The sequence below is a fragment of the Pseudomonas sp. NBRC 100443 genome, assembly GCF_030268185.1.
GTDB classification, from domain to species: domain Bacteria; phylum Pseudomonadota; class Gammaproteobacteria; order Pseudomonadales; family Pseudomonadaceae; genus Pseudomonas; species Pseudomonas citronellolis.
The window spans coordinates 340,957-365,452 of the sequence record NZ_BSQE01000003.1; the positions used below are offsets into that span (position 1 = coordinate 340,957).

Consider the following 24,496-nt stretch of genomic DNA (forward strand, 5'->3'; position numbering starts at 1 on the left):
GCTCGCTCCTACAGGAGGGCGGGGCGTAGGGCGGATAACGTTCGACGTTATCCGCCGTTTGACCTGGGGCCCAGGTCACTCCGGGTTCAGCCTTGGAGTTGGCGGTGGTCTGGGGTGTGGCGGCGTATGACCGCGAACGGTTATACGCCCTACGTCTGGGCTTCCTTGTAGGCCTTGAGTGCCTTCAGGCGTTCGCGCTTGAGCGCTTCGCCCAGTTCCGCGCCCTTGAATCCTTTCTCCAGCAGCGGTTGCACCGCCACTTCGCGTGCCGCCCTGGCGGCACCGCGCAGGTAGTCGGCCTGTGGGTAAGCGCGGTTTTCCAGACCGTGGCGGCCGCGGGCGTCCATTTCGCTGGCGGCGATGAATTCCTCGAAGCGCTGCGGCCGGCGGTAGACGTCGAAGGCCTGCAACAGCTCCAGCAGGGTGCTGGGCCGCAGTTCCAGGGCGCGGTGGGCATGGGTGTGGTACTCGCCGACCAGGCGCGCCAGTTCCTGGCAGTCGCGCGGCGCCTTGAAGCGGGCGTTGACCGCGTCGATCAACGGCAGGCCCAGGTGTTCGTGGGCGATGTGCCGGGGCCAGTCCTCGCGGCGGGTGCGCGCCTTGCCCAGGTCATGGAGCAGGCAGGCCCAGCGCACGGTCAGCGGCTGGCGGTGCTCGGCACACTGGCGCAGCACGGCCAGCAGGTGTTCGCCGGTGTCGATTTCCGGGTGGTGCTGGGCCGGTTGCGGCACGCCGAACAGGGCGTCGACCTCGGGCATCAGTACGGCCAGGGCGCCGCAGTCGCGCAGCACCTGGACGAACACGTCGGGGCGGGCTTCCATCAGGGCGCGGGCGATTTCCTTCCAGCTGCGTTCGGGCGTCAGGGCTTCCAGCTCGCCGGATTCGGACAGCTCACGCATCAGCGCCAGGGTTTCGTCGGCGACCTTGAAGCCCAGCGGCGCGAAGCGTGCGGCGAAGCGGGCTACGCGCAGCACGCGCAGCGGGTCTTCGACGAAGGCCGGGGAGAGGTGGCGCAGCAGGCGGGCTTCGAGGTCGCGCTGGCCGCCGTAGGGGTCGATCAGTCGGCCGTTATCGTCCTCGGCCATGGCGTTGATGGTGAGGTCGCGGCGCACCAGGTCTTCTTCCAGGCTCACGTCGGGGCTGGCATAGAAGGTGAAGCCGCCGTAGCCGCGGCCGCTCTTGCGTTCGGTGCGGGCCAGGGCGTATTCCTCGCCCGTCCTGGGATGGAGGAATACCGGAAAGTCCGCGCCCACCGGGCGATAGCCCTTCTCGAGCATGTCTTCGGCGCTGGCGCCGACCACCACCCAGTCGGTATCGCTGACCGTTTGGCCGAGCAGACGGTCGCGAACGGCGCCGCCTACCTTGTAGATCTGCATGAAGCTTTCTCCTGTCAGGGGGATAGCTTCGGGCTTCGGGGCGTGGGGGGCAAGCCTGTAGGAGCGCGCCCTGCGCGCGAATCGCGGGCAGGGCCCGCTCCTACAGGGGAATGGCGTGGAGCGGATCTCATCCGCGAATCGCGCTGGAACCTCCGGCCATCGCGGACAAGGTCCGCTCCTACGAGGAAACTCCATACCTCACAGCAAATTGTAGGAGCGGGCCCTGCCCGCGAAATCGCGCGCAGGGCGCGCTCCTACAGGGGAATGGTACGGGTGGGGCGGCGTAAGCGGATCTCATCCGCGAATCGCGCCGGAACATCCGGCTATCGCGGACAAGGTCCGCTCCTACGGCAAACACGCACCGTAGGATGGGTTGAGCTTGCGAAACCCATGCGGTTGTGGTGATGGGTATCGCTTCGCTCAACACCATCCTACGGGGTGGCCTGGGGAATCTGGCTTACCAGCGCTTCGACCGCGTGCTGCAGCAGTTCGCTGCTGGCGTGGGCCGGGCTGAGCCCGGTGCTGACGGTGCCTTCCCAGAGCACCTGGTCCTGCTGGTCGGTCAGGCGCACGCGCAGGGTGCCGGTTTCGTCGCGCAGGCGGTGGATGGCCAGGTAGGGGCCGAGGGATTGCGGCGGCGGCACGTCGACCTTGAATTCCAGCGGCGCGTCGCGCAGGGCCAGCCAGTAGTAGACGCGCAGTTGCGCGGCGCCGGCCTCGCGGTAGCCGCGCTGCTCCAGGCCCTGGCGCAGCCAGGCGTTGATCAGCGGGTAGCGGCTGGCGTAGGGCAGGGCGTCGACGGCGTTTTCCGGGGGCATCAGCCGGAAGGCCTGCAGGCCGGCCAGGCGGCTGTCCGCCGCCTGGGTCACCCGGGCCTGGGGGATCTGCGTGGTGCAGGTCGCGAGAGCGAGGCAGAGCAGGAGGATGGCGAAAAGACGCATGGCGACCTCGGCTGGGCTTGGCGTCATGCTCGGTCCTGCCCCGGGGAGGGTCAACCGATCAAATGGGCGGGATGATCAGGTCCAGCCGCGGGTAGCCGTCCTCGTTCTCGCGTTCACCCTTTGGGGGCATGTGGTGGGTCTGCACGACCAGCTCGCCGTTGAGGGTTTCCAGGTGGATGTCGAAGCCCCACAGGCGGTGCAGGTGCTTCATCACGTCCTCGGTGGATTCGCCCAGCGGCTGGCGGTCGTGCTGCTGGTGGCGCAGGGTCAGGGAGCGGTCGCCGCGGCGGTCGACGTTCCAGATCTGCACGTTGGGCTCGCGGTTGCCCAGGTTGTACTGCGCGGCGAGGGTCTCGCGGATCTTGCGGTAGCCGTCGTCGTCGTGGATGGCGTCGACCAGCAGGTCGTCCTTCTGGTCGTCGTCGAGGATGCTGAACAGCTTGAACTCGCGGATCACCTTGGGCGAGAGGAACTGCAGCACGAAGCTCTCGTCCTTGAAGCTCTTCATGGCGAACTTGAGGGTGGCCAGCCAGTCGCTGCCGGCGATGTCCGGGAACCAGCGGCGGTCTTCCTCGGTGGGCTCCTCGCAGATGCGGCGGATGTCGCGGTACATGGCGAAGCCCAGGGCGTAGGGGTTGATGCCGCTGTAGTAGGGGCTGTCGAAGCCGGGCTGGTAGACCACGCTGGTGTGGTACTGGAGGAACTCCATCATGAAGCCGTCGGTGACCAGGCCCTCGTCGTAGAGGTCGTTGATCAGGGTGTAGTGCCAGAAGGTCGCCCAGCCTTCGTTCATCACCTGGGTCTGGCGCTGCGGGTAGAAGTACTGCGCCACCTTGCGCACGATGCGCACCACTTCGCGCTGCCAGGGTTCCAGCAGCGGGGCGTTCTTCTCGATGAAGTAGAGGATGTTCTCCTGCGGCTCGCTGGGGTAGCGCGCCAGTTCCTGTTCCTTGTCCTTGCCGGCGGCGCGCGGGATGGTCCGCCACAGGTCGTTGACCTGGCGCTGGATGAGTTCCTCGCGTTCCTTCTGGCGCTGCCGCTCTTCCTCGGCGGAGATGGGGTAGGGCCGCTTGTAGCGGTCGACGCCGTAGTTCATCAGGGCGTGGCAGGAGTCCAGCAGGTCTTCCACCGCGTCGATGCCGTAGCGCTCCTCGCACTGCATGATGTACTGCTTGGCGAACACCAGGTAGTCGATGATCGAGCTGGCGTCGGTCCAGGTGCGGAACAGGTAGTTGCCCTTGAAGAAGCTGTTGTGTCCGTAGCAGGCGTGGGCGATCACCAGCGCCTGCATGCACTGGGTGTTTTCCTCCATCAGGTAGGCGATGCAGGGGTCGGAGTTGATGACGATCTCGTAGGCCAGGCCCATCTGCCCGCGCTTGTAGTTCTTTTCCGTGCTGAGGAAATGCTTGCCGTAGGACCAGTGGTTATAACCGATGGGCATGCCGACCGAGGCGTAGGCGTCCATCATCTGCTCGGCGGTGATGACCTCGATCTGGTTCGGGTAGGTGTCCAGCGCGTAGCGCTCGGCGATACGGCTGATCTCCCGGTCGTACTGGCGGATCAGCTCGAAGGTCCATTCCGAGCCGGTGGCGATGGGCTGGCGCTTGCTCATGCGACTAGCCTCCTCTGGAACAGTTCGCGGAACACTGGGTAGATGTCCGCGGCGGAGACGATCTGCTGCTGGGCGAAGCTGTCTTCGAAGGCTTCGCGCACCCGTTCGTACTCGAACCACAGCGCCTGGTGCTCGCGCGGGGTGATCTCGACGTAGGTGTAGTACTGCACGAACGGCATGATCTGTTTCATCAGGATATCGCGGCAGACGGGCGAATCGTCATTCCAGTTGTCGCCGTCGGAGGCCTGGGCCGCGTAGATGTTCCACTCGTGGGTGGGGTAACGCTCGGCCATGATCTCCTGCATCATCTTCAGCGCGCTGGAGACGATGGTGCCGCCGGTCTCCCGGGAATAGAAGAATTCCTCCTCGTCCACCTCGCGGGCGCTGGTGTGGTGGCGGATGAACACCACTTCGATCTTCTCGTAGTTCCGCTTGAGGAACAGGTACAGGAGGATGAAGAAGCGCTTGGCGATGTCCTTGGTCGCCTGGGTCATGGAGCCGGAGACGTCCATCAGGCAGAACATCACCGCCTGGGAGGTGGGGTTGGGCTGCTTGATCAGCAGGTTGTACTTGAGGTCGAAGGTGTCCAGGAAGGGCACGCGGTCGATGCGCGCGCGCATGCGGTCGATTTCCTGCTCCAGCGCCTGGATGTCGCCGAGGTTGTCCGGTTCCTCGCGCTTGAGCCGTTCCAGTTCGGCCACGGCGGCGCGCAGCTTGCCGCGGGTGGAGCCGGTCAGGGCGATGCGCCGGGCGTGGGCCGAGCGCAGGGTGCGGACGATGTTGATGCGCGAGGGGTTGCCATCGTTGCTGATGCCGGCGCGCACGGTCTTGAAGGTGTCGCTGCCGGTGATGTGGCGCTTGACCAGGTTGGGCAGTTCCAGGTCCTCGAACATGAAGTCGAGGAATTCCTCCTGGGTGATCTGGAAGACGAAGTCGTCCATCCCCTCGCCCTGGTTGCTGGCCTTGCCGGCGCCACGGCCACCGCCGCCGCCCTGGGGCCGGGCGATGTGCTCGCCGGTGGTGAATTCCTTGTTGCCCGGGTGGACGATGGTCTGCCGCCCGCCACGGCCGTGGTGGAGGATGGGTTCGTCGATGTCGCGGCCGGGGATGCTGATCTGCTCGCCGTGCTCCATGTCGGTGATCGAGCGCCGGCTGACGGCCTCCTCGACCGCCTTCTTGATGTGCTCACGGTAACGCCGCAGGAAGCGCTGGCGGTTCACCGTGCTTTTGTTCTTGCCGTTCAGACGCCGGTCGATGACGTAGCTCATACAGGCCCTCCGGGCTGAGCTGGAAGCTGGAAGCTGGAAGCGGTAAGCTGGAAGCAGGCCGCAACCGGGGGTTACGGTATGCCTCTGGCTTCCGGCTTCCAGCATCCGGCTTTCAACTGCTTTTTACTGCGACTTACGTACGCGCAGATACCATTCCGACAGCAGGCGCACCTGCTTCTCGGTGTAGCCGCGCTCGACCATGCGCCGGACGAAGTCGTTGTGTTTCTGCTGGTCCTCCTTGCTGGCCTTGGCGTTGAAGCTGATGACCGGCAGCAGGTCCTCGGTGTTGGAGAACATTTTCTTCTCGATCACCACGCGCAGCTTCTCGTAGGACAGCCAGCTGGGGTTCTTGCCGTTGTTGCCGGCGCGGGCGCGCAGCACGAAGTTGACGATTTCGTTGCGGAAATCCTTCGGGTTGCTGATGCCGGCCGGTTTCTCGATCTTCTCCAGCTCCTCGTTGAGGGCGGCGCGGTTGAGGATTTCGCCGGTTTCCGGGTCGCGGTATTCCTGGTCCTGGATCCAGAAGTCGGCGTAGAGCACGTAGCGGTCGAAGATGTTCTGGCCGTATTCGCTGTAGGACTCGAGGTACGCGGTCTGGATTTCCTTGCCGATGAATTCCACGTAGCGCGGCGCCAGGTATTCCTTGATGAAGCGCAGGTAGCGCTCGCGGGTTTCCGGCGGGAACTGTTCCTGCTCGATCTGCTGCTCCAGCACGTAGAGCAGGTGCACCGGGTTGGCCGCCACTTCGTGCGGGTCGAAGTTGAACACCTTGGAGAGGATCTTGAAGGCGAAGCGGGTGGAAAGCCCGGCCATGCCTTCGTCGACCCCCGCGGCATCGCGGTATTCCTGGATCGACTTGGCCTTGGGATCGGTGTCCTTGAGGTTCTCGCCGTCGTAGACGCGCATCTTCGAGTAGATGTTGGAGTTGTCCGGCTCCTTCAGGCGCGACAGCACGGAGAACTGCGAGAGCATCTTCAGGGTGTCCGGGGCGCAGTGCGCGTGGGCCAGCGAGCTGTTGATCAAAAGCTTGTCGTAGATCTTGATCTCGTCGGTGACGCGCAGGCAGTACGGGACCTTGACGATGTAGATACGGTCGATGAAGGCCTCGTTGTTCTTGTTGTTGCGGAAGCTGTGCCACTCCGATTCGTTGGAGTGGGCGAGGATGATGCCGCTGTAGGGCAGCCCGCCCAGGCCCTCGGTGCTGTTGTAGTTGCCCTCCTGGGTGGCGGTCAGCAGCGGGTGCAGGACCTTGATCGGCGCCTTGAACATCTCGACGAATTCCATCAGGCCCTGGTTGGCCCGGCACAGCGCGCCCGAGTAGCTGTAGGCGTCGGCGTCGTTCTGCGGGTACTCCTCGAGCTTGCGGATGTCCACCTTGCCCACCAGGGCGGAGATGTCCTGGTTGTTCTCGTCCCCCGGTTCGGTCTTGGCGATGGCGATCTGGTTGAGGATCGAGGGGTGCAGCTTGACCACGCGGAACTGGCTGATGTCGCCGCCGAACTCGTTGAGCCGCTTGGTCGCCCACGGCGACATGATCGAGCGCAGGTAGCGCCGCGGGATGCCGTAGTCTTCCTCGAGGATGGCGCCGTCCTCATCCGGGTTGAACAGCCCCAGGGGCGATTCGAACACCGGCGAGCCCTTGATGGCGTAGAAGGGCACCTTCTCCATCAGTTGCTTGAGCTTTTCCGCCAGGGACGACTTGCCGCCGCCCACCGGGCCGAGCAGGTAGATGATCTGTTTCTTTTCTTCCAGGCCCTGGGCCGCGTGGCGGAAGAAGGCGACGATCTGGTCGATGCATTCTTCCATGCCGTGGAAGTCGGCGAACGCCGGGTAGCGGCGGATCACCTTGTTGGAAAAGATTCGCGACAGCCGTGGGTCGGTGGAGGTATCCAGCAGTTCCGGCTCGCCGATGGCCATCAGCATGCGCTCGGCCGCGGTGGCATAGGCGGTCTTGTCCTGCTTGCAGATATCCAGGTACTCCTGCAGGGAGTATTCCTCCTGGCGGGTCGCTTCGAAGCGTTCCTGGAAGTGACTGAAAATACTCATGACGTCTCCTCGCTCGATGCATGGAGCCGGCACGGGATCGGTGTGAGTGGGTGCGGGCGGGCTGCCAGCGTGGCCGGCGAATTTCCCCCAGAACTCCAACGGTACCTGGCTTGCGCCCTGAACCGCCCCAAATGGTCACTGCCGATTCCCGGAAGCCGGTGGGCCGGCTCTCCCCTTTTGGATGGCCTGAGGAAAAGGATAGTTCGTTATCCGGCCTGTAAAGGGGAATCGGGTGAGAAGTTACAGATTTATTTGTGGAACCTCGGCCGGGCCCCTCCGTCCGCCTGGCCGCTGCTGGTATCCGCGGGATAGACGCTGCGCCACAGTTCGAAGCCGCCGTCGACGCTGTACACGTCGGTGAAGCCCTGCTGGACGAAGTAGGCGGCCGCGCTCTGGCTGGAGTTGCCGTGGTAGCAGAACACCAGCAGCGGCGCATCGAGGTCGGCCTGGCGGATGAAATCGGCCACCGAGTAGTTGTCGATGTGGCGGGAACCGGTGACGTGGCCCATCGCGTAGCTCTGCGGGTCGCGGATGTCCACCACCTGGGCGCCGGCCTGGCGCAGCTGGTGGGCCTGTTCGGGGGCGATGCGCTTGAATTCGCTCATGTTCTCTGCTCTGTGGGTGGGCTCAGCCGGCGTTGCCGGCGCAGCTGCAGGCGATGCGTTCGCCGCTGTCGACGTTCAGCAGGGTCATGCTACCGCCCCACACGCAGCCGGTGTCCAGTGCGTAGAGGCCGGGCACGTCGCACTGGCCTTCCAGCGCCGCCCAGTGGCCGAAAATGATCTTGCGCCCGGCGGCCTTGCGCTCGGGGTAGCTGAACCAGGGGGCGTAGCCGGCCGGCGCGGTATCCAGGCCTTCCTTGCTCTTGAGGTCGAGCTTGCCGTCGGGGGTGCAGAAGCGCATGCGGGTGAAGTAGTTGGTGATCACCCGCAGGCGGTCGATGCCGTGCAGCTTCTTGTCCCACTTGGCCGGCTCGTTGCCGTACATGCCTTCGAGGAACAGCGGCAGGCGCTGGTCGTCGCGCAGGGCTTCCTCCACTTCGGCGGCGCGCTGCAGGGATTTCTCGATGCTCCACTGCGGCGGGATGCCAGCGTGCACCAGGGTGACGTCGCGCTGGGCGTCGTGGTGCACCAGGGGCATGTTGCGCAGCCAGTCGAGCAGGTCGTCGCGCTCCGGCGCCTCGAGGATTTCGCGCAGGGTGTCGGCCTTCTTCAGGCGTTCGGCGTTGTAGGCCACGGCCAGCAGGTGCAGGTCGTGGTTGCCCAGCACGCAGACCACCGAATCGCGCATGGCGTAGAGGAAGCGCAGGGTTTCCAGCGACTGCGGGCCGCGGTTGACCAGGTCGCCCACCAGCCACAGCTTGTCGCGGGCGGGGTCGAAGGCAACCCGCTGCAGCAGTTGTTTCAGTGGCTCCAGGCAACCCTGCAGGTCGCCCACGGCGTAGGTGGCCATCAGTGCAGCGCCCCCGGCACGGCGAGGCGGAACACCGGGATCTCGGCGTCGAAATGGTGGCCATCGGCGGCGACCATCTGGTAACTGCCGGACATGCTGCCCACCTTGGTGGCCAGCACGGTGCCGCTGGTGTAGGTATGGCTGGTGCCCGGCTCGATCAGCGGCTTCTCGCCCACCACGCCGGCGCCGCGTACTTCCTGCACGTGGCCGTCGCCGTCGGTGATGATCCAGTGGCGGCTGAGCAGCTTAGCCGCCTGCTCGCCCTGGTTGTGGATGGTCACCGTGTAGGCGAAGACGTAGCGCTGCTGCTCCGGCTGCGATTGCTCGGGCAGGTGGCGGGTGGTGACGCTGACGGAAATCTGGTATCGGGGATCGCTCATGCTCGGCTCGGGCGTCTCGTCGAGGGTTTCACTGCTCGGGGGCCAGTTCCGCCAGGCGGTTGGCCAGGCGCACGAAGTCGGCCACGTCCAGCTGTTCCGGGCGCAGGCTGGGGTCGACGCCGGCGGCCTCGATGTCCTCGATGGACATCAGGCTGCGCAGGGTGTTGCGCAGGGTCTTGCGGCGCTGGTTGAAGGCTTCGCGGACGATGCGTTCGAGCAGGCGGTGGTCCTTGGCCGGGTGCGGCGGCTCGGCGTAGGGCGCCAGGCGGACGATGGCCGACTCCACCTTGGGCGGCGGGTTGAAGGCGCCGGGGCCGACGGTGAACAGGTAGTCCACCTTGCAGAAGTACTGGACCATGATCGACAGCCGGCCCCAGTCGCCGCCGCCGGGCTCGGCGGCCAGGCGCTCGACCACTTCCTTCTGCAGCATGAAGTGCATGTCCTGGATGATCCCGGCGTGCTCCAGCAGGTGGAAGATCAGCGGCGTGGAGATGTTGTAGGGCAGGTTGCCGACCACCCGCAGCTTCTCGCCGGCCTGGGGCAGGGTGGCGAAGTCGAACTTCAGGGCGTCGCCCTGGTGCAGGCGGAAGTTCGGCTTCAGGCCGAAGCGCCACTTCAGCTGCGGGATCAGGTCGAGGTCGAGCTCGATCACGTCCAGCTGCGCGCCGCTGTCCACCAGGCCTTCGGTCAGGGCGCCCTGGCCCGGGCCGATCTCCAGCAGGTGCTGGCCTTCCTTGGGCGCGATGGCGCGCAGGATGCGGTGGATCACCCCGGCGTCGTGCAGGAAGTTCTGGCCGAAGCGCTTGCGCGCGCGATGTTGGAAAAGCTCGGAAGACATAGGGAGTTCCAGGGAGCAGCTAGAAGCCTGAAGCTAGAAGCTGGAAGAGAAAGACGCGTACGCCGATGTTACCAGCCTGGCGCTGGTACGAAAAATGCGCTTTCGTCCTGGCTTCCAGCTTCCAGCTTCCAGCTTCCAGCTTCCAGCTTCCAGCTTCCAGCTTCCAGCTTCCAGCTTTCAACTATCAATCCGACTAGCCGCCATCTGGTAAGCCGTCTCCAGCGCCACCTGCAGGCTGCCGCCGTCGATGCGGCCGGTGCCGGCCAGGTCCAGGGCGGTGCCATGGTCCACCGAGGTGCGGATGATCGGCAGGCCCAGGGTGACGTTCACCGCCGCGCCGAAGCCCTTGTACTTGAGCACCGGCAGGCCCTGGTCGTGGTACATGGCCAGCACCGCGTCGCAGTGCTCCAGGTGCTTGGGGGTGAACAGGGTGTCGGCCGGCAGCGGGCCGATCAGCTGCATGCCTTCGCCGCGCAGGCGCTCCAGGGTGGGCTCGATGACGTCGATTTCCTCGTGGCCCAGGTGGCCGCCCTCGCCGGCGTGGGGGTTGAGGCCGCAGACCAGGATGCGCGGCTTGGCCAGGCCGAACTTGTCGCGCAGGTCGGCATGCAGGATGCGGGTGACGCGCGCCAGGCGCTCGGGCGTGATGGCGTCGGCCACCTCGCGCAGCGGCAGGTGGGTGGTCACCAGCGCCACGCGCAGGCCGCGGGTGGCGAGCATCATCACCACCTGCGGGGTGTGGGTCAGCTCGGCGAGGAACTCGGTGTGCCCGGAGAAGGCCACGCCGCCTTCGTTGATCACGCCCTTGTGCACCGGCGCGGTGATCATCCCGGCGAAGCTGCCGTCCAGGCAGCCCTGGCCGGCGCGGGTCAGTGTCTGCAGCACGTAGCCGGCATTGGCCGGGTCGAGCTGGCCGGCTTTTACCGGCGCGCCCAGCGGGGTGTCCCAGACATAGAGCGAGCCTGCCGGGGCGGGCGCCTGCGGCCACTGGCCGGGGCCGGCTTCCAGCAACTGGATGTCCAGGCCCAGCAGGGCGGCGCGCTCGGCCAGCAGTTGCCGGCTGGCGATGGCCACCAGCGGCTGGGGCTGGGCCTGGCGGGACAGCAGCAGGCACAGGTCCGGGCCGATGCCGGCCGGCTCTCCGGGGGTGAGGGCGAATGGCTTGGAGGCTTGCATGGCGGGTGTCTCTAAGGCATCGGCCGCGCCGGCGGCCGGGGTTGTTCGGGATGGGCCCACTCTACGCCCAAGTGGGGCGCGGATAAAAAGAAACCCGGCCTTGGGGCCGGGTTCCTGTGTTGCGCGTGGGGCTTACAGCTTGATCTCGACGTAGGCTTCGTCGCGGATCTGCCGCAGCCAGGCCTGCAGTTCCTCGTCGTACTTGCGGTTGCGCAGGACCTGGGCGGCCTGCTGCTCGCGGAACTTGTCGCTGCTGTCGGTGGCGCGGCGACCGAGGACTTCCAGGATGTGCCAGCCGAACGGCGAGCGGAACGGCTTGGACAGCTGGTTCTGCGGGATGCTGTTCATCACGTCGCGGAATTCCGGCACCAGGGATTCCGGATCGACCCAGTTGAGGTCGCCGCCGTGCAGCGCCGAGCCCGGGTCTTCGGAGAACTGCTTGGCCAGCTTGCCGAAGTCTTCGCCGCTCTGGATGCGCTCGTAGAGCTTCTGCGCCAGCTTCTGGGTTTCCTCGTCGCTGCGGATTTCGCTGGGCTTGAGCAGGATGTGGCGGACATGCACCTCGTCACGCACCATCTTGCTGCCGCCGCGCTTCTCTTCCAGCTTGAGGATGATGAAGCCGCCGGGGGTGCGCACCGGCTCGGTGACGTCGCCCACGGCCAGGCTGCCGATCATGCCGTCGAACGGCGAGGGCAGCTGGGCGGCCTTGCGCCAGCCGATCTCGCCGCCTTCCAGGGCGTTGTCGCCGGCCGAGCGGGAAATCGCCAACTGGTTGAAGTCGGCGCCCTGCTTGAGCTGCTGGTAGATCTCCTGGGCCTGCCTGCCGGCGGCCTGGAGGGTTTCCGGCGAAGCGCCGTCCGGCACCGGGATGAGGATGTTGGCCAGGCGGTACTCTTCGGAGAGCTGGATCTTGCCCAGGTCGGAGGCCAGGAAGTTCTGCACTTCCTGGTCGCTGACCTGGATGCGCTCGGCCACGCGGCGCTGGCGCACGCGGCTGATGATCATCTCGCGGCGCACCTGCTCGCGGGCGTCGTCGTAGGACAGGCCGTCGCGGGCGAGGGCGGCGCGGAACTGGTCCAGGCTCAGGTTGTTGCGCTGGGCGATGGTGCCCATGGCCTGGTTCAGCTCCTCGTCGGTGATGCGGATGCCGGAGCGTTCGCCGATCTGCAGCTGGATGTCCTCGATGATGAGGCGCTCGAGCACCTGCTGTGTCAGCACGTGCTCGGGCGGCAGCGGCGCGCCGCGCTTCTCGATGGTCTGGCGGACTTCGCGCAGGCGTTGGTCGAGCTGGCTCTGCATGACCACGTCGTTGTCGACGATGGCCACGACACGGTCCAGCGGGGTGACTTCGGCGTGGGCTGCGGAACAGACCAGCAGGGCGCCCAGCATCAGCGGGCGCAGGGCATTACATAGAGCTGTCTTCACGTTGACGATAACCTTGGATGCCTTGGTCGAGGAAGCCTTCGACTTGGTTGCCTACAACGCCGCCAAGGCCCTTGAGGATGATTTGCAGGAAGATGCCGCGGTCGGCCTTGGAGTCGGACGTGTAGAAGTTGTCGTCGTCGTACTTCAGCCAGTAGCGGTTGACCAGTCGCAGTTTCCAGCAGCAGCTGTCGTATTCGAAGCCGCCGAGGGCCTCGAGGGTGCGGTTCTGGTTGTAGTCGTACTGCCAGCGGGCGATCGCGCTCCACTGCGGGACGATCGGCCAGATGACCGAGAAGTCGTGCTGCTCGATCTTGTACTCGTCGCTGTTGTAGCTGAAGCGGCCGAGGTTCGGGTCGAACGACTTGCTGTCCGCGCGGTAGCGGTAGCCGGCGTTGAACACCTTCTGCGGCTCGGCTTCGGGCTGGTAGTGGAACATCACGCTGCCGCTGTCGGTGTGGTGCGTGTTGGGGTTCCAGTTGTAGTCCGAGCTCAGGCGCCAGTCGTGGTTGAAGCGATAGACGCCCTGCAGGGCATAGGGCGAGCGCCAGGTGTCCGCGTCGGGGTTGTCGATCGGGTTGTTCGGGTTCGCCAGGTTGTAGTTGCGGATGTACTTCTCGGTCAGGCCCGGCAGTTGCACGCGGCGGTCGGAGAAGTAGTAGATCTGGCCGGCGCTGACGGAGGCGCGCTCGAAGCCGTTGTCCTCGATGAAGCGCGAGGTGGCGCCCAGGGACAACTGGTTGGCGTCGCCGATGCGGTCCTTGCCGGTGAAGCGGTTCTCGCGCCACAGCGAGTCGTAGCTGAAGTTGAACTCGCCGGTGTCGAAGCTCGGCAGGTTGTCCTGGTTGCGGTACGGCACGTACAGGTACATGGCGCGCGGCTCCAGTGTCTGGCGGAACTTGGTGCCGCCGAACGTGGTGTCGCGGTCGAAGTACAGGCCGCCGTCGAGCTTGGCCAGCGGCAGCGAGCGGTCGGGGCTGCTGTCGTAGCTGACTTCGCCGTAGTTGGTCGAGCTGTTCAGCTGCGCCTTGCCGGTGCCGTCCAGGTCCAGGTCGTACTTGGTGTACATCGCCTTCAGCGTCGGCGTCAGGAAGCCCCAGCTGCTGGCCAGCGGCAGGCTGACACCCGGCTCGAAGTGCGCACGGTCGCCGGTGGCGCGGGCCAGGCCGGAGATGTTCACGTCCGGGCGCTGACCGAGCACGTTGCCGTCGGTATCGAAGTAGACGTCCTCGTCCAGGTCGCGGTCGAAGCGCACCAGTTCGCTGCCGTAGGTGAACTCCAGGCCGCCCGGGTGGTAGGGCAGGCGACCGTCGAGGGTCAGCTGCGGCAGGCGGTCGTACGGCGTCACGTCGGTCACGGTGGCCAACTGGTAGGCCTGGGCGTTGAGGCGCGCGGTGAAGTCGTCGCCGCGGTAGGTCAGGGCGCCCTGCTGGTTCACGTAGGTCGGCGAGCCCAGGCCCAGGGAGGTGTCCAGGTCCTGGAAGTAGTACGGGTCGCTGATCTTGGTGTAGTCCACCTGCGCCAGCCAGCGCGAATCCAGGCCGCTGGTGTTCTTCCAGCCGTACATCCAGCGCTGGTCGGTGAAGTGCGGCTGGCCTTCGCGGTCGTCGTCCTTGTCGTTCAGGTAGGCGGCGGTGACCTGGCCCTCGCTGCTGTGGGTCAGGTAGCGGAACTCGCCTTCCATCATCAGGCCGCGCTTGGCCATGTAGCGCGGGAACAGCGTGGCGTCGTAGTTCGGCGCCAGGTTGAAGTAGTACGGGGTGACCACGAACATGCCGGTGTCGCTGGTGCTGCCCAGGGTGGGCGGCAGGAAGCCGGACTGGCGGCGATCGTCGATCGGGAAATAGATGTAGGGGGTGTAGAACACCGGAATGTCCTTCACCCGCAGGGTCGCGTTGGTCGCGGTGCCGAAGCCGGTGGCCGGGTTCAGCTTGATGTTGTTGCCCTTGACGTACCAGGAGTTGCTGCCCGGCTCGCAACGGGTATAGGTGCCGTCCTTGAGCTGGATGATGGCGTCTTCCTGGCGCTTGGCGTAGAGCGCGCTGCCGCGGACCTGGGCCTGGTGCATGACGTACTCGGCGTTGTCGATCTTCGCCTCGCCGTTGTCCAGCTGCAGGTCGGCGTGGTCGCCGACGATCAGCGCGCCGTTGTCGCGCAGGCGCACGTTGCCGGCCAGCTCGCCGCGGTTCTCGGCCTGGTGCAGGTTGGCCTCGTCGGCCTCCACCTGCATGCTGCCCTGGCGCAGGACCACGTTGCCGGCCAGGGTCGCGACCTGCGACTCCTGCTCGTAGCGCGAGACCTTCGCCGAGACGTAGGTCGGGGCCTCGTCGCGCGGGGTCTTGTCGTTCATGCCCGGGCGGGCCGGTTCGATGTAGGCGCCGCTGCAGTACGGGCCGACTTCCGCCAGCTGGGCGGCGGTGAGTTTCTCCCGCGGGACCCAGTCGAGGTGGCTGTAGTCGGCGCTGCGCGACTTGAGGCCTTTGCCGCCGCTCTCGGTGACCAGCTTCTGCCTGGGCTCTTCGGCGCCGGCAGCCGCACCGGCGACGGCAGCGCCTTCACCGCCGCTGGCGGGGGTGCTGACCGAGCTTTCGGTATGCTCCGGACGCGGCGGCAGGGCGCTGGCCGGCTGCTGCGAGGAGCAGTCCCAGCTGCCGCCGGAGGGGGTGCAGTTGAACTGTTCGGCCGCCGTGGCGGTCGAGGAAGCGAGCGGCTGCATAGCCAGCAGGCCACCGGTCACCAGTAAGGGGAACTTTCTACGGAACACGGGGAGAATCACTGCCATCTTGTTAATCCGGGCTTCCTGCGAGCCATCGGCCAGATTCGGCCATAGCCACTCGATGGGCTCAAAGTCGGGTGGGAACCAGCCATTACTGGCTGATCCCCCCCTAAGAACCGTACGTGCACCTTTCAGCGCTTACGGCTCAGGCCTATCCAAAACCCCCAAGGGGGCCGGTTTGCTCACATGCAGACCACGTGCGTGGAGCTGTTGGTGACAAATGGGGTGCAATAGTACCCGGTTCTCCAGGGAGTCTCCACCGCCTTGTGAGCGGTAGATAATGTGGTGATCGTGCCACCCGGTTTCCCTGGATATCGGCTGTTTGCATAGCGCGCATAACCCACTTTGGCTGGTGAATAGACTGGCGATTTGCTTCCGGTACTTCAGCTTGTTCAGCATCCGTTCCATGCGCAGTTTTTCGCCTGCCGCCTCCATGGTCGGGTCGTAGGGGTTGTATTCCCCACTCACCTTTTTGTGCCGCTCGATCGGTGTCCCTGCAAGCTGGTACAACTCGACTTCCCGTTTTGTTCCGTTCGCTTCCAGAACCGTGGTGGCGAACACCCATCCGCGTTCCCCTTGTGGACGGAAATACTTCTTCCGTATCCAGTCCAGGGACTTGTTTGGATGCCGCCTTTTGGCCCAGCGCCAGAGCTTAACAAACGCCCTGTTATCCATCCGGCTATACGCCTGTTTGGCCACTACTGGCTGATGGTAAAGCGCCCACCCCCGCAGGATTGGATTTAGCAGTCGGATCAAGTCCTCCTGCTTACTCGTCTTGTGGGTGTCGATCACCTCTCTGACCTTGCCGTAGAACGCCTTGACGTTCTTCTTGCTCGGCTTGATCAACAACGTTCCGTCGTACTTTCGGAAGTTCCATCCAAGGAAGTCGAAGCCTTCGTCGATGTGGACGATGCGGGTTTTCTTGGGAGAAAGCCGCAGCCCGCGTACCGCCAGGAACTGCTCCACCCAGGGTTTGACCTCGTTTTCCAGTACCTCCGGGGAGGCGCCAGTGATCACGAAATCATCCGCGTAACGCACCACGTTGATCTTCAGCCTCTTCGCCCTCGTCACCCCCAAATGTTGCTTGAGGAGTGATTCCAGCCCATCCAGCGCCAGATTTGCCAAGGTTGGGGAGATGATCCCCCCTTGTGGCGTACCTGCATCCGTTGCGTGCAACTGCCCTCGGTGTACAACACCGGCCTTTAACCATTGCCGGAGTACTCGTGTATCCGTGGGGACATTCCTTATCAGCCAATCATGGTTGATGTTGTCGAAGAACCCTTCGATGTCCGCGTCCAGCACCCATTGAGCGGAAGCTCGCTTGGATAGGCATACGAACAACTGCGCCATCGCGTCCGCCGTGGAGCGTTCGATCCTGAAGCCGTAGCTATTCGGATCGCCCCGGGTTTCTGCGACAGGAGACAGCGCCAGCAGATATAGCGCCTGCATGGCTCTATCCGTCATGGTCGGGATACCCAAAGGGCGTTCCCGGCCATCCGACTTCGGGATAAAGACGCGCCGTAGAGGCCGCGCCTTGTATCCCCGCGTCTTCAACTGACCAACCGCTTCCCATTTCGCGTTGGGTGTATCCCAGAGTTGCTTATCGACTCCCGTCGTGCGGCTCCCCTGATTTTCCGTGACTCTCCGTACGGCCAAGTATCTGGCCGACTTCGAGCGGGTCAGCATCCGTTGCAAGGCTTTCACCCTGCGCCATTTGCCTTCCCGGCAAGCCTTCGCAATCCGCACCTGCATTCCCCGGACGTTCCGCTGGACACGACTCCAATCGACGTCGTGCCATTGCTGTGGAGCGCCGGAAAGCGCAGGCCCGGCCTGTTGGCTGAGCTCTTTCATGCTGCTTTCCTCTCAAGTGAACTACCCGAGCGGAAGGTGCACGCCGCCCCTGACGGGGTGGGGCACCCGCCAGGGTAGGTTTGTTAAGGGCCGGTGGAAGCTGGCCCTGGGTTGATTGAGACGGTCTCTGTCAGAGCTGTTGCGACGGAAGACCACGCAGAAGTCTGCCCGGTTTCCCGTGGGGTGATGTCTCAACCCCTATCCAGACCATTACAGCCCGGCATTCGCTTTCTCTGCGATCCCATACCCGCACCACCAACAGTTCGCCTTGCGGCTCCCCTGCCCAGAGGGCGGCGATACGGGCTTACCACGTTCCCTATCTGTCACACGACTGGGTTAGGACTCGCCTTTTCACCGGTGGTCTTGAAGGCGACGTATCCCCACATCCCACGGAGATAACCGACCACATACCTTTTGGTTCATGCCTGACAGCAGTTTTGGCATGGCTATCCTTACGGTGTTTATCAGCGATTCACATGTGTTGCCCATACCAGCCAGCCTGGCGCCTCAACCCGGTACTGCTCCGAGTATCTGCAGTCTGCCTCGCGGAAGGACTGCACCCTGGATAGGGGGCTACGTTGTCGGACGAGCTTCGCACAACGCCGTTACCAGCGATGCACGTCGTCGTAGGCTACCGTTGGTCGCACAACGAGTCCGCTACCGCACCCTGATGGGCGTGGTTGGACAATGACAGACAGAGCTTCCGCCCATGTCTCCAGTTTGATGTGAGCAGGTACTGCGGGCGCAGCGTGCTCTCGGGGAAGGTTTCCTCCTGTTTTGAGGCAGGAGGAACCCCAGCGGGGATTCTCTCCCGCAAGGGTTAGGCCACAAGGGCCGGGGTTAGTGCTTGGAGGGCGGTCGTTTGAGGTAGCTTTTGATCCTCGGCCAATCCGCCCAGGCTGCCATCCCTAAACAGACGAGAAGCAAGCCGGTGAGCATGATTATGCCGAAGGTATCTTGGCTCATCTCATTCATAACACCCTCCATTGGGCATGCACTCCAGAACCGAAAAGAGCCGGTTCGCAGTCGCGCTTCCGAGTGCTAGGCGACCTTGGGGTTGCCACCGCCGCTGCGGCAAGTCCTTGAAGGCAATGGACTTCTGGGCGGGTTTTGGTTCCTGGGGATGGATACCCAAGCGTGCGATTTCCTCTCGGAAATCCTCCAAGCTGGCCCTACAGCTTGGAGTCGGAGACACGCTACGCGTGTCGCACAAGATGCTGGATAATAAAGCATGACCCGCGCAACGGCTAGGGCCGTGGAGAACCCCCAAAGATGTCTGAGGATGCCCGTTACCAGCTCCTGAATCGCTGGTTGGACTCTTGTTTACCCGTAGTGTTCAGTGCCGAGGGATGGGGGCCGGTGCCGCCCGCCGAGCTCACCCCGGCCAGCAGCGACGCCAGCTTCCGCCGCTATTTCCGCTGGCAGGGCGAGGGCCGCACGCTGATCGTCATGGACGCGCCGCCGCCCCAGGAGGACTGCCGCCCCTTCGTCAAGGTGGCCGGCATGCTCGCCGAGGCCGGCGTGCACGTGCCGCGGATTCTTGCCCAGGACCTGGAGCAGGGCTTGCTGCTGCTCGACGACCTGGGCCGCCAGACCTACCTGGACGTGCTCAACCCGCAGAACGCCGAGGAACTCTTCGAGGATGCCCTGGATGCCCTGGTGGCCTTCCAGCAGGTGCCGGCCGAAGGCCGTCTGCCGGCCTACGACGAGGCGCTGCTGCGCCGCGAGCTGGGCCTGTTCCCCGAGTGGTACCTGGGCCGTCACCTGAACATCGAGCTGCAAGGCGAGCAACTGGCGCGCTGGCAGCGCACCTGCGACCGCCTGGTGAGCAGCGCGCTGGAGCAGCCGCGGGTGCTGGTGCACCGTGACTACATGCCGCGCAACCTGATGCTCAGCGAGCCGAACCCCGGCATCCTCGATTTTCAGGATGCGGTGTACGGCCCGGTGACCTACGACGTCACCTGCCTTTATAAGGACGCCTTCCTCAGTTGGCCCGAGCCGCGCGTGCACGACGGCCTCAGCCGCTACTGGCGCAAGGCCCAGGCCGCCGGCATTCCGTTGCCGCCGACCTTCGAGGAGTTCTTCCGCGCCAGCGACCTGATGGGCGTGCAGCGCCACCTGAAGGTGATCGGCATCTTCGCGCGCATCTGCCACCGCGACGGCAAGCCGCGCTACCTGGGCGACGTGCCGCGCTTCTTCCGCTACCTCGACAGCGTCGTCGCCCGCCGCCCCGAGCTGGCCGACCTGGGTGCGCTGCTCGCCGAGCTGCCGCAACCGGTGGCGCCATGAAGGCGATGCTCCTCGCCGCCGGCAAGGGCGAGCGCATGCGCCCGCTGACCCTGCACACGCCCAAGCCGCTGGTGCCGGCCGGCGGCCGGCCGCTGATCGAGCACCAGCTGCTGGCCCTGCGCCGCGCCGGCTTCCATGACCTGGTGATCAACCACGCCTGGCTGGGGCAGCAGATCGAGGACTACCTCGGTGACGGCTCGCGCTTCGGTGTCGCCATCCGCTACTCCGCCGAAGGCGAGCCGCTGGAGACCGGCGGCGGCATCTTCCGCGCCCTGCCGCTGCTCGGCGAAGCGCCCTTCGCCCTGGTCAACGGCGACATCTGGACCGACTTCGACTACGCGCGCCTGCAGGGCGCGCTGGCCGAGGGCGACCTGGCGCACCTGGTGCTGGTGGACAACCCCGGGCACAACACCCGCGGCGACTTCCGCCTGGAGGGTGAACGCGTCGGCGACTATCGCGAAGGCGAGCCCAGCTACACCTACAGCGGCATCGCCGTACTGCACCCGGCGCTGTTCGCCGCCTGCACGGGCGGCGCCTTCAGGCTGGCGCCGCTGCTGCGCGAGGCCATGGCCGCCGGCCGTGTCAGCGGCGAGCTGCACCGCGGGCGCTGGGTGGACGTCGGCACCCACGAGCGCCTGGCCGAAGTCGAACGTCTGCTGGCGGCCGGCTGAATGTTCTGGCCGGGCACCCTGATAGGCATAGTCGCCGGCTGGGCGCTGGCGAGCATCCCCGGGGCCATGCTCGGCGGCCTGCTCGGCCAGGTGCTGGACCGTCGCCTGCGCCGGCGCAGCTGGCGCGAACTGCTCGATGAACTGCGCGGCGACGCGCGGGTGCCGGAGGAGGAACTGCTGTTCCTCCTGCTCGGCCGGGTGGCCAAGAGCCGTGGCCGCGTGCAGGACGCGCACATCCAGCAGGCGCGGGCGGAAATGTTGCGCCTGGGCCTGGACGAGTCCGGCCGCCTGCGCGCCATCGATGCCTTCAACCGCGGCAAGCAGGGCGGTTCGCGCCTGGAGGAGGGCGTGCAGCAGTGCCGGGGCCAGCGGCCCAGCGTCGACGGCCTGCTGCAAGCCTGCTGGCGCATGGCCTGGGCGGCTGGCGCGCCGAGCGCGGCGGAGAAGGCGCTGATCCTGCGCTGGGGCGAGAGCTTCGGCCTGCCGCGCGCCACCGTGCTGTCCCTGGCCGCCGGCGCCGAGGCCCTGCGCGCGCCGCCGAGCCGGGCGGAAAGCTATCGCCAGGCGCTGCGTTTATTGGGCGTGGAGGACGACAGCCCGGTGGAGGAGATCAAGCGCGCCTACCGCCGGCTGATCAGCCAGCACCACCCGGACAAGCTGGCCGGCGCCGGCGAGGCGCGCATCGCCGCCGCTACCGAGAAGACCCGCGAGATCCAGCAGGCCTATGCCCTGGTGCGCGAGCGCCGCGGCTTCCGCTAGGGCTCGGGGCCGGTTTACTCGGCGGGCGCCTGCTTGATGTGCAGCGACAGCCAGCCGCGGATGCGCCGGTAGAGCTGGTCCTGCTCGGTGGCGCGGTCGGCCGGCAGGGCGTTCATGCCGATCTGCACGTAGGTCTTGCCGGTCTCGCGCCGGCTCGCCTGCAGGCGGGCCTTGGCGGCTTCGCGGTCGACGCGCCTGTCCTTGTAATAGAAGTCGCCGGTGGCCAACTGCAGGCGCGGCACCATGTCTTCCAGCGCCGGGCGGAAGTCCCGCGGCACTTCGGCGTCGACGATCAGCAGGTTGTGGATTTCGCCGGGTTCGCGCTCGGCCAGGTAGCGTGCCGCCCAGTAGGCGCCGGTGCCGTGGCCGAGGAGGACGATGCTCCTGGGCTTGCCTTGCAGGGCGAAGTCGAGGCCGGCCTGGATGCGCGCCATGACCCGCTCGGCATAGGCCTTGCGCCGCTCGATGGCCGCATCCGGCGCCGGCGGCGCCTCGCTGCTGGCCTGGGCCGGTTCGCCGCTGCCGGCCTCGGCGGTGCTTTCCGGGGTGGGCGTGGCGGCGCCGGATTCGCCCTGGACGTCCTTGCTGCTGGCGCCGGCGTCGCTGTCGGCGGCGGCCTTGTCCGCGCTTTCCTTGCGCGGCACCGGCTGGCTGTCCTGCGGGTCGGGCAGGCCGAGGGCGATGGTCTGCCAGCCGGCGTCGGGCAGCTTGCGCCGCAGCGGGCCCACCGTCACCGGCCAGTCGGGGTTCTCGCCGTCGCCGGGGACGATGATCACCACGCCTTCGGCCTGCGGCGCGTTGGCCGGCAGCCACAGGGCGAGGAAGCTTTCCTCGCCGGCCTGCAGCGTCTGTTGCTGCTTCTGCGGCAGGCGCTGCTGCAGGGCGCTGGCTTCGTCCTGGCTGCGTTCCTCCAGGGCCGGGCGCGCGGGCGCTGCCGGCGCCACCGCCGGGCCGGGCGGGCTGGCCGGTGTGTCTTCGGCCCAGCCCGGCACCAGGGGCGCCAGGCTCAGGGCCAGGCAGAGGGCGAGGCGGGTAGGCTGTGCGGGACGGGACATGGGGCGGGTTCCTTGCGTGGCTCGGGCTGGCCTGGCAAAACGGCCAGACTAATCCCTTGTTTCTGCTTTGTCAGGCGCCGGCCTTTCCGGGTTCCCCCCGCCATGGGGTAATGTAGGCGCGCTTTTTTCTCGGGGAGCGGGCATGGGACGACTGTGCTGGAACGCCGTGGCGGCGTTCCTGTTGTGCATTCCATTGTGGGGCGCCGCGCAGGACGCGCCGCCCGGCGTGCCCCTGGACGCCGCCCAGCGCGCCTGGCTGCAGGCGCACCCGCAGCTGCGCGTCGGCGTGGTCCTGGATGCGCCCTACGCCCAGCAGGACCGGCGCCTGCAGCAGCTCTCCGGCGCCCACGTCGAGCTGCTCGACTGGATCGCCAATGCGCTGCAGGTGAGCCTGCAGTGGCGCGTCTATGCCGACCAGGACGAACTGGAGCGTGCCGCCCGCGCCGGCGAAATCGACCTGGCGCCGGGGCTCGGCCAGACCCCTTCCAGCCTGCGCGACTGGCTGTTCTCCGACCCCTACCTGCGGGTGCCGCGGCTGCTCATCGGCTTCCGCGACGGCCCCGGCTCCGTGGAGCTGGAGCGCCTGGGTGTGCTCGAACCCGTGGCGCTGCGCGGCCCGGGCGCGGTATCCGACTACCTGCGCGGCACCTACCCGGCCCTGGAGCTGCAGCTCACCGACAGCGACCGCGAAGCCCTGCGCCGGGTGCTCGGCCAGGAGGCCAGCTACGCGGTGGTCGACGAGGCGCACCTGGCCCGCCTCAGCCGCGAGGTCGAGTTCTCCGGCTTCCGCGTGCTGGCCGACATCGGTTATCCACAACTGCTGCGCCTGGCCACCCGCCGCGACCTGCCCGAGCTGGCCGGCATCCTCGACGCCAGCCTGCGCGCGCTGCCGGCCAAGCAGCTGGACCAGTTGCACGAGCGCTGGCTGCAGCCGCAATACCCGCGCCTGGGACAGTCCCCCGGCTTTTGGCAGAACCTCTGCATCCTCCTCGGCCTGTTGCTGCTCATGGCCCTGGCCACCGCGCTGTGGCTGCGCCACCAGCGCAACGTGCTGGAGCAGCGCCTGCTCGCCGCGCGCCGCGACATGGAGCTGCGCCAGGCGGCCGAGGAAGCCCTGCGCCTGACGCAGTTCGCCATCGACAGCAGCACCGTGGGCATCCTCTGGGTCAACTGGGACAGCCACGTGCGCTACGCCAACCGCGCCGCCGAGGACATGCTCGGCTACGCCCCCGGCGAGGTGATCGAGCGGCCCCTGGCGGACTTCGAGCCCGGCCTGGACATGGACGCCTGGCTCGACCTCTGGCGCCGCGCGCGCAACAGCGAAGAAGGCCCGCTGAGCTTCGAAAGCCACCTGCGCCGCGCCGACGGCCAGTGGCTGCCGGCGGAAGTGTCGCTGAGCTTCCTGCGCTTTGGCGGCTCGGAATACCTGCTGGTGTTCCTCAACGACGCCACCGAGCGGCGCCGCGCCCGCGCCGCCCTGGAAGAGAGCGAGGCGCGCCTGCAGGGCATCGCCGCCAACGTCCCCGGCCTGGTGTTCCGCCTGGAGCCCAGCGCCCCGGGCGGCTCCGACTTCGCCCACCTCAGCTTCATCAGCGGCGGCAGCGAGGCCTCGCTGGGCTATTCCCCCGGCTACCTGCGCGAAAGCGGCCTGGGCATCCTCGGCCTGGTGCACCCGGGCGACCGCGACGGCTACCTCGCGAGACAACTGGAAGCGGTGGCCGGCGGCAAGAACTGGCACTGGCAGGGGCGCATCCTGACCCGTTCCGGCGAGCCGCGCTGGGTGGACATCAAGGCCACCGCGCGGCGCCTGGACGACGGCCGCCTGGCCTGGGACGGCGTGGTCTGGGACATCAGCGAGAACAAGCAGATCGAGCTGGAGCTGGCGCAATCGCGGGCGCAGCTGCGCGAGCTGTCGGCGCACCTGGAGAGCGTGCGCGAGGAAGAGAAGGCGCGCATCGCCCGGGAAGTGCACGACGAGCTGGGCCAGGTGCTGACCGTGCTCAAGCTGGAGACTTCCATGTGCGAGCTGGGCTACGGCGAACTGGACCCCGGCCTGAGCGAGCGCCTGGGCAACATGAAGAAGCTCATCGCCCAGCTGTTCCAGCTGGTGCGCGACGTGGCCTCGGCCCTGCGCCCGCCGATCCTCGACGCCGGTATCGGCTCGGCGCTGGAGTGGCAGGCGCGGCGCTTCGAGACGCGCACCGGCATCCCCTGCCTGGTGGAGGTGCCGGAGAACCCGCCGCGCCTGGGCGACGCCAAGGCCATCGGGCTGTTCCGCATCCTCCAGGAGGCGCTGACCAATGTCATGCGCCACGCGCAGGCGCATACTGTGGAACTGGCCCTGCGGGTGGAGGGCGACGAACTCTGCCTGAGCATCAGCGACGATGGCCGCGGCTTCGACACCGCGGCGGCCTGGGGCGGCAGCTCCTTCGGCCTGGTCGGCATGCGCGAGCGCGTGCTGATGCTCGGCGGCGAGCTGGAGATCGACAGCCAGCCGGGGGAGGGCAGCAGCCTGCGGGTGCGCGTGCCGCTGGATGCGGGGGAATTGCCGGAGCCGGGGCCGTAACGGGGCCGGCGCGGTTTT

18 protein-coding genes are annotated in these 24,496 nt (G+C 66.5%); 4 read left to right on the forward strand and 14 right to left on the reverse strand.

Features of this window, described 5'->3' with window-relative positions; all coding sequences use genetic code 11:
• Positions 1-149: 149 nt before the first annotated feature.
• The 13 genes from QSJ95_RS05780 to ltrA form a co-directional block, all read right to left on the reverse strand.
• On the reverse strand, positions 150-1,376 hold the full coding sequence (locus QSJ95_RS05780) for a multifunctional CCA addition/repair protein (RefSeq protein WP_285640738.1): 1,227 nt from the start codon (positions 1,374-1,376) through the stop codon (positions 150-152).
• A gap of 431 nt (positions 1,377-1,807) precedes the next feature.
• Positions 1,808-2,317, reverse strand: a complete 510-nt coding sequence (locus QSJ95_RS05785; RefSeq protein WP_285640884.1) for a DUF4136 domain-containing protein — start codon at positions 2,315-2,317, stop codon at positions 1,808-1,810.
• A 58-nt stretch (positions 2,318-2,375) separates the two neighbouring features.
• Positions 2,376-3,929, reverse strand: coding sequence for a SpoVR family protein (locus QSJ95_RS05790; RefSeq protein WP_285640739.1), 1,554 nt, complete (start codon positions 3,927-3,929; stop codon positions 2,376-2,378).
• Positions 3,926-5,197 carry a YeaH/YhbH family protein gene (locus tag QSJ95_RS05795; protein ID WP_043269296.1) on the reverse strand — a complete coding sequence of 424 codons (1,272 nt, stop codon included), beginning with the start codon at positions 5,195-5,197 and terminating at the stop codon, positions 3,926-3,928. Before QSJ95_RS05795 ends, QSJ95_RS05790 begins: the two co-directional genes overlap by 4 nt.
• Positions 5,198-5,320: 123 nt before the next feature.
• A complete protein-coding gene (locus QSJ95_RS05800; protein WP_009615576.1) occupies positions 5,321-7,243 on the reverse strand; it encodes a PrkA family serine protein kinase in 1,923 nt (640 codons plus the stop codon).
• A gap of 248 nt (positions 7,244-7,491) precedes the next feature.
• A complete protein-coding gene (gene glpE / locus QSJ95_RS05805; RefSeq protein ID WP_285640744.1) occupies positions 7,492-7,848 on the reverse strand; it encodes a thiosulfate sulfurtransferase GlpE in 357 nt (118 codons plus the stop codon).
• A gap of 22 nt (positions 7,849-7,870) precedes the next feature.
• Complete coding sequence (locus QSJ95_RS05810; RefSeq protein ID WP_043269293.1) at positions 7,871-8,695, reverse strand: symmetrical bis(5'-nucleosyl)-tetraphosphatase; 825 nt, start codon at positions 8,693-8,695, stop codon at positions 7,871-7,873.
• Positions 8,695-9,075 (reverse strand): Co2+/Mg2+ efflux facilitator ApaG/CorD, encoded by a 381-nt coding sequence (apaG, locus tag QSJ95_RS05815; RefSeq protein WP_009615581.1) that lies wholly within the window; start codon positions 9,073-9,075, stop codon positions 8,695-8,697. The genes QSJ95_RS05810 and apaG overlap by 1 nt, the downstream gene beginning before the upstream one ends.
• A 28-nt stretch (positions 9,076-9,103) precedes the next feature.
• Positions 9,104-9,913: a 16S rRNA (adenine(1518)-N(6)/adenine(1519)-N(6))-dimethyltransferase RsmA gene (rsmA, locus tag QSJ95_RS05820; protein ID WP_058073272.1), complete on the reverse strand. Its 810-nt coding sequence runs from the start codon at positions 9,911-9,913 to the stop codon at positions 9,104-9,106.
• A 177-nt stretch (positions 9,914-10,090) separates the two neighbouring features.
• Entirely contained in the window at positions 10,091-11,089 is a 999-nt protein-coding gene (gene pdxA, locus QSJ95_RS05825; protein WP_285640750.1) for a 4-hydroxythreonine-4-phosphate dehydrogenase PdxA, read from the reverse strand.
• A gap of 132 nt (positions 11,090-11,221) precedes the next feature.
• Complete coding sequence (gene surA, locus QSJ95_RS05830) at positions 11,222-12,514, reverse strand: peptidylprolyl isomerase SurA (RefSeq protein ID WP_281688490.1); 1,293 nt, start codon at positions 12,512-12,514, stop codon at positions 11,222-11,224.
• On the reverse strand, positions 12,495-15,293 hold the full coding sequence (locus QSJ95_RS05835; protein WP_285640755.1) for an LPS-assembly protein LptD: 2,799 nt from the start codon (positions 15,291-15,293) through the stop codon (positions 12,495-12,497). Before QSJ95_RS05835 ends, surA begins: the two co-directional genes overlap by 20 nt.
• A gap of 132 nt (positions 15,294-15,425) precedes the next feature.
• Positions 15,426-17,138, reverse strand: coding sequence for a group II intron reverse transcriptase/maturase (gene ltrA, locus QSJ95_RS05840; protein ID WP_024128031.1), 1,713 nt, complete (start codon positions 17,136-17,138; stop codon positions 15,426-15,428).
• A 1,272-nt stretch (positions 17,139-18,410) separates the two neighbouring features.
• On the opposite strand from ltrA, the gene QSJ95_RS05845 reads away from it, so the two are divergent.
• From QSJ95_RS05845 to QSJ95_RS05855, 3 genes are read left to right on the forward strand one after another with little or no spacing between them, the layout of a single operon-like run.
• Entirely contained in the window at positions 18,411-19,427 is a 1,017-nt protein-coding gene (locus QSJ95_RS05845; protein WP_058487624.1) for an aminoglycoside phosphotransferase family protein, read from the forward strand.
• Positions 19,424-20,098: an N-acetylmuramate alpha-1-phosphate uridylyltransferase MurU gene (gene murU, locus QSJ95_RS05850; RefSeq protein ID WP_058073268.1), complete on the forward strand. Its 675-nt coding sequence runs from the start codon at positions 19,424-19,426 to the stop codon at positions 20,096-20,098. Before QSJ95_RS05845 ends, murU begins: the two co-directional genes overlap by 4 nt.
• Complete coding sequence (locus QSJ95_RS05855; RefSeq protein ID WP_285640758.1) at positions 20,099-20,857, forward strand: DnaJ domain-containing protein; 759 nt, start codon at positions 20,099-20,101, stop codon at positions 20,855-20,857.
• Between the two features lie 14 nt (positions 20,858-20,871).
• Here the strand turns inward: QSJ95_RS05855 and QSJ95_RS05860 are convergent, their stop codons facing one another.
• A complete protein-coding gene (locus tag QSJ95_RS05860; protein WP_285640759.1) occupies positions 20,872-21,912 on the reverse strand; it encodes an alpha/beta hydrolase family protein in 1,041 nt (346 codons plus the stop codon).
• 142 nt (positions 21,913-22,054) lie between these two features.
• Here QSJ95_RS05860 and QSJ95_RS05865 point away from each other — a divergent pair, with 142 nt between their 5' ends.
• A complete protein-coding gene (locus tag QSJ95_RS05865) occupies positions 22,055-24,478 on the forward strand; it encodes a PAS domain-containing sensor histidine kinase (protein ID WP_285640760.1) in 2,424 nt (807 codons plus the stop codon).
• Positions 24,479-24,496: the final 18 nt, after the last annotated feature.

Bases quoted from the DNA above. Each gene is read 5' to 3' on its own strand.
- QSJ95_RS05790 (WP_285640739.1), bottom strand. From the start codon at position 3,929: ATGAGCAAGCGCCAGCCCATCGCCACCGGCTCGGAATGGACCTTCGAG.
- QSJ95_RS05785 (WP_285640884.1), bottom strand. From the start codon at position 2,317: ATGCGTCTTTTCGCCATCCTCCTGCTCTGCCTCGCTCTCGCGACCTGC.
- QSJ95_RS05855 (WP_285640758.1), top strand. From the start codon at position 20,099: ATGTTCTGGCCGGGCACCCTGATAGGCATAGTCGCCGGCTGGGCGCTG.
- apaG (WP_009615581.1), bottom strand. From the start codon at position 9,075: ATGAGCGATCCCCGATACCAGATTTCCGTCAGCGTCACCACCCGCCAC.
- QSJ95_RS05835 (WP_285640755.1), bottom strand. From the start codon at position 15,293: ATGGCAGTGATTCTCCCCGTGTTCCGTAGAAAGTTCCCCTTACTGGTG.
- QSJ95_RS05780 (WP_285640738.1), bottom strand. From the start codon at position 1,376: ATGCAGATCTACAAGGTAGGCGGCGCCGTTCGCGACCGTCTGCTCGGC.
- QSJ95_RS05810 (WP_043269293.1), bottom strand. From the start codon at position 8,695: ATGGCCACCTACGCCGTGGGCGACCTGCAGGGTTGCCTGGAGCCACTG.
- pdxA (WP_285640750.1), bottom strand. From the start codon at position 11,089: ATGCAAGCCTCCAAGCCATTCGCCCTCACCCCCGGAGAGCCGGCCGGC.
- QSJ95_RS05795 (WP_043269296.1), bottom strand. From the start codon at position 5,197: ATGAGCTACGTCATCGACCGGCGTCTGAACGGCAAGAACAAAAGCACG.
- rsmA (WP_058073272.1), bottom strand. From the start codon at position 9,913: ATGTCTTCCGAGCTTTTCCAACATCGCGCGCGCAAGCGCTTCGGCCAG.
- QSJ95_RS05800 (WP_009615576.1), bottom strand. From the start codon at position 7,243: ATGAGTATTTTCAGTCACTTCCAGGAACGCTTCGAAGCGACCCGCCAG.
- QSJ95_RS05865 (WP_285640760.1), top strand. From the start codon at position 22,055: ATGGGACGACTGTGCTGGAACGCCGTGGCGGCGTTCCTGTTGTGCATT.
- murU (WP_058073268.1), top strand. From the start codon at position 19,424: ATGAAGGCGATGCTCCTCGCCGCCGGCAAGGGCGAGCGCATGCGCCCG.
- ltrA (WP_024128031.1), bottom strand. From the start codon at position 17,138: ATGAAAGAGCTCAGCCAACAGGCCGGGCCTGCGCTTTCCGGCGCTCCA.
- QSJ95_RS05860 (WP_285640759.1), bottom strand. From the start codon at position 21,912: ATGTCCCGTCCCGCACAGCCTACCCGCCTCGCCCTCTGCCTGGCCCTG.
- glpE (WP_285640744.1), bottom strand. From the start codon at position 7,848: ATGAGCGAATTCAAGCGCATCGCCCCCGAACAGGCCCACCAGCTGCGC.
- QSJ95_RS05845 (WP_058487624.1), top strand. From the start codon at position 18,411: ATGTCTGAGGATGCCCGTTACCAGCTCCTGAATCGCTGGTTGGACTCT.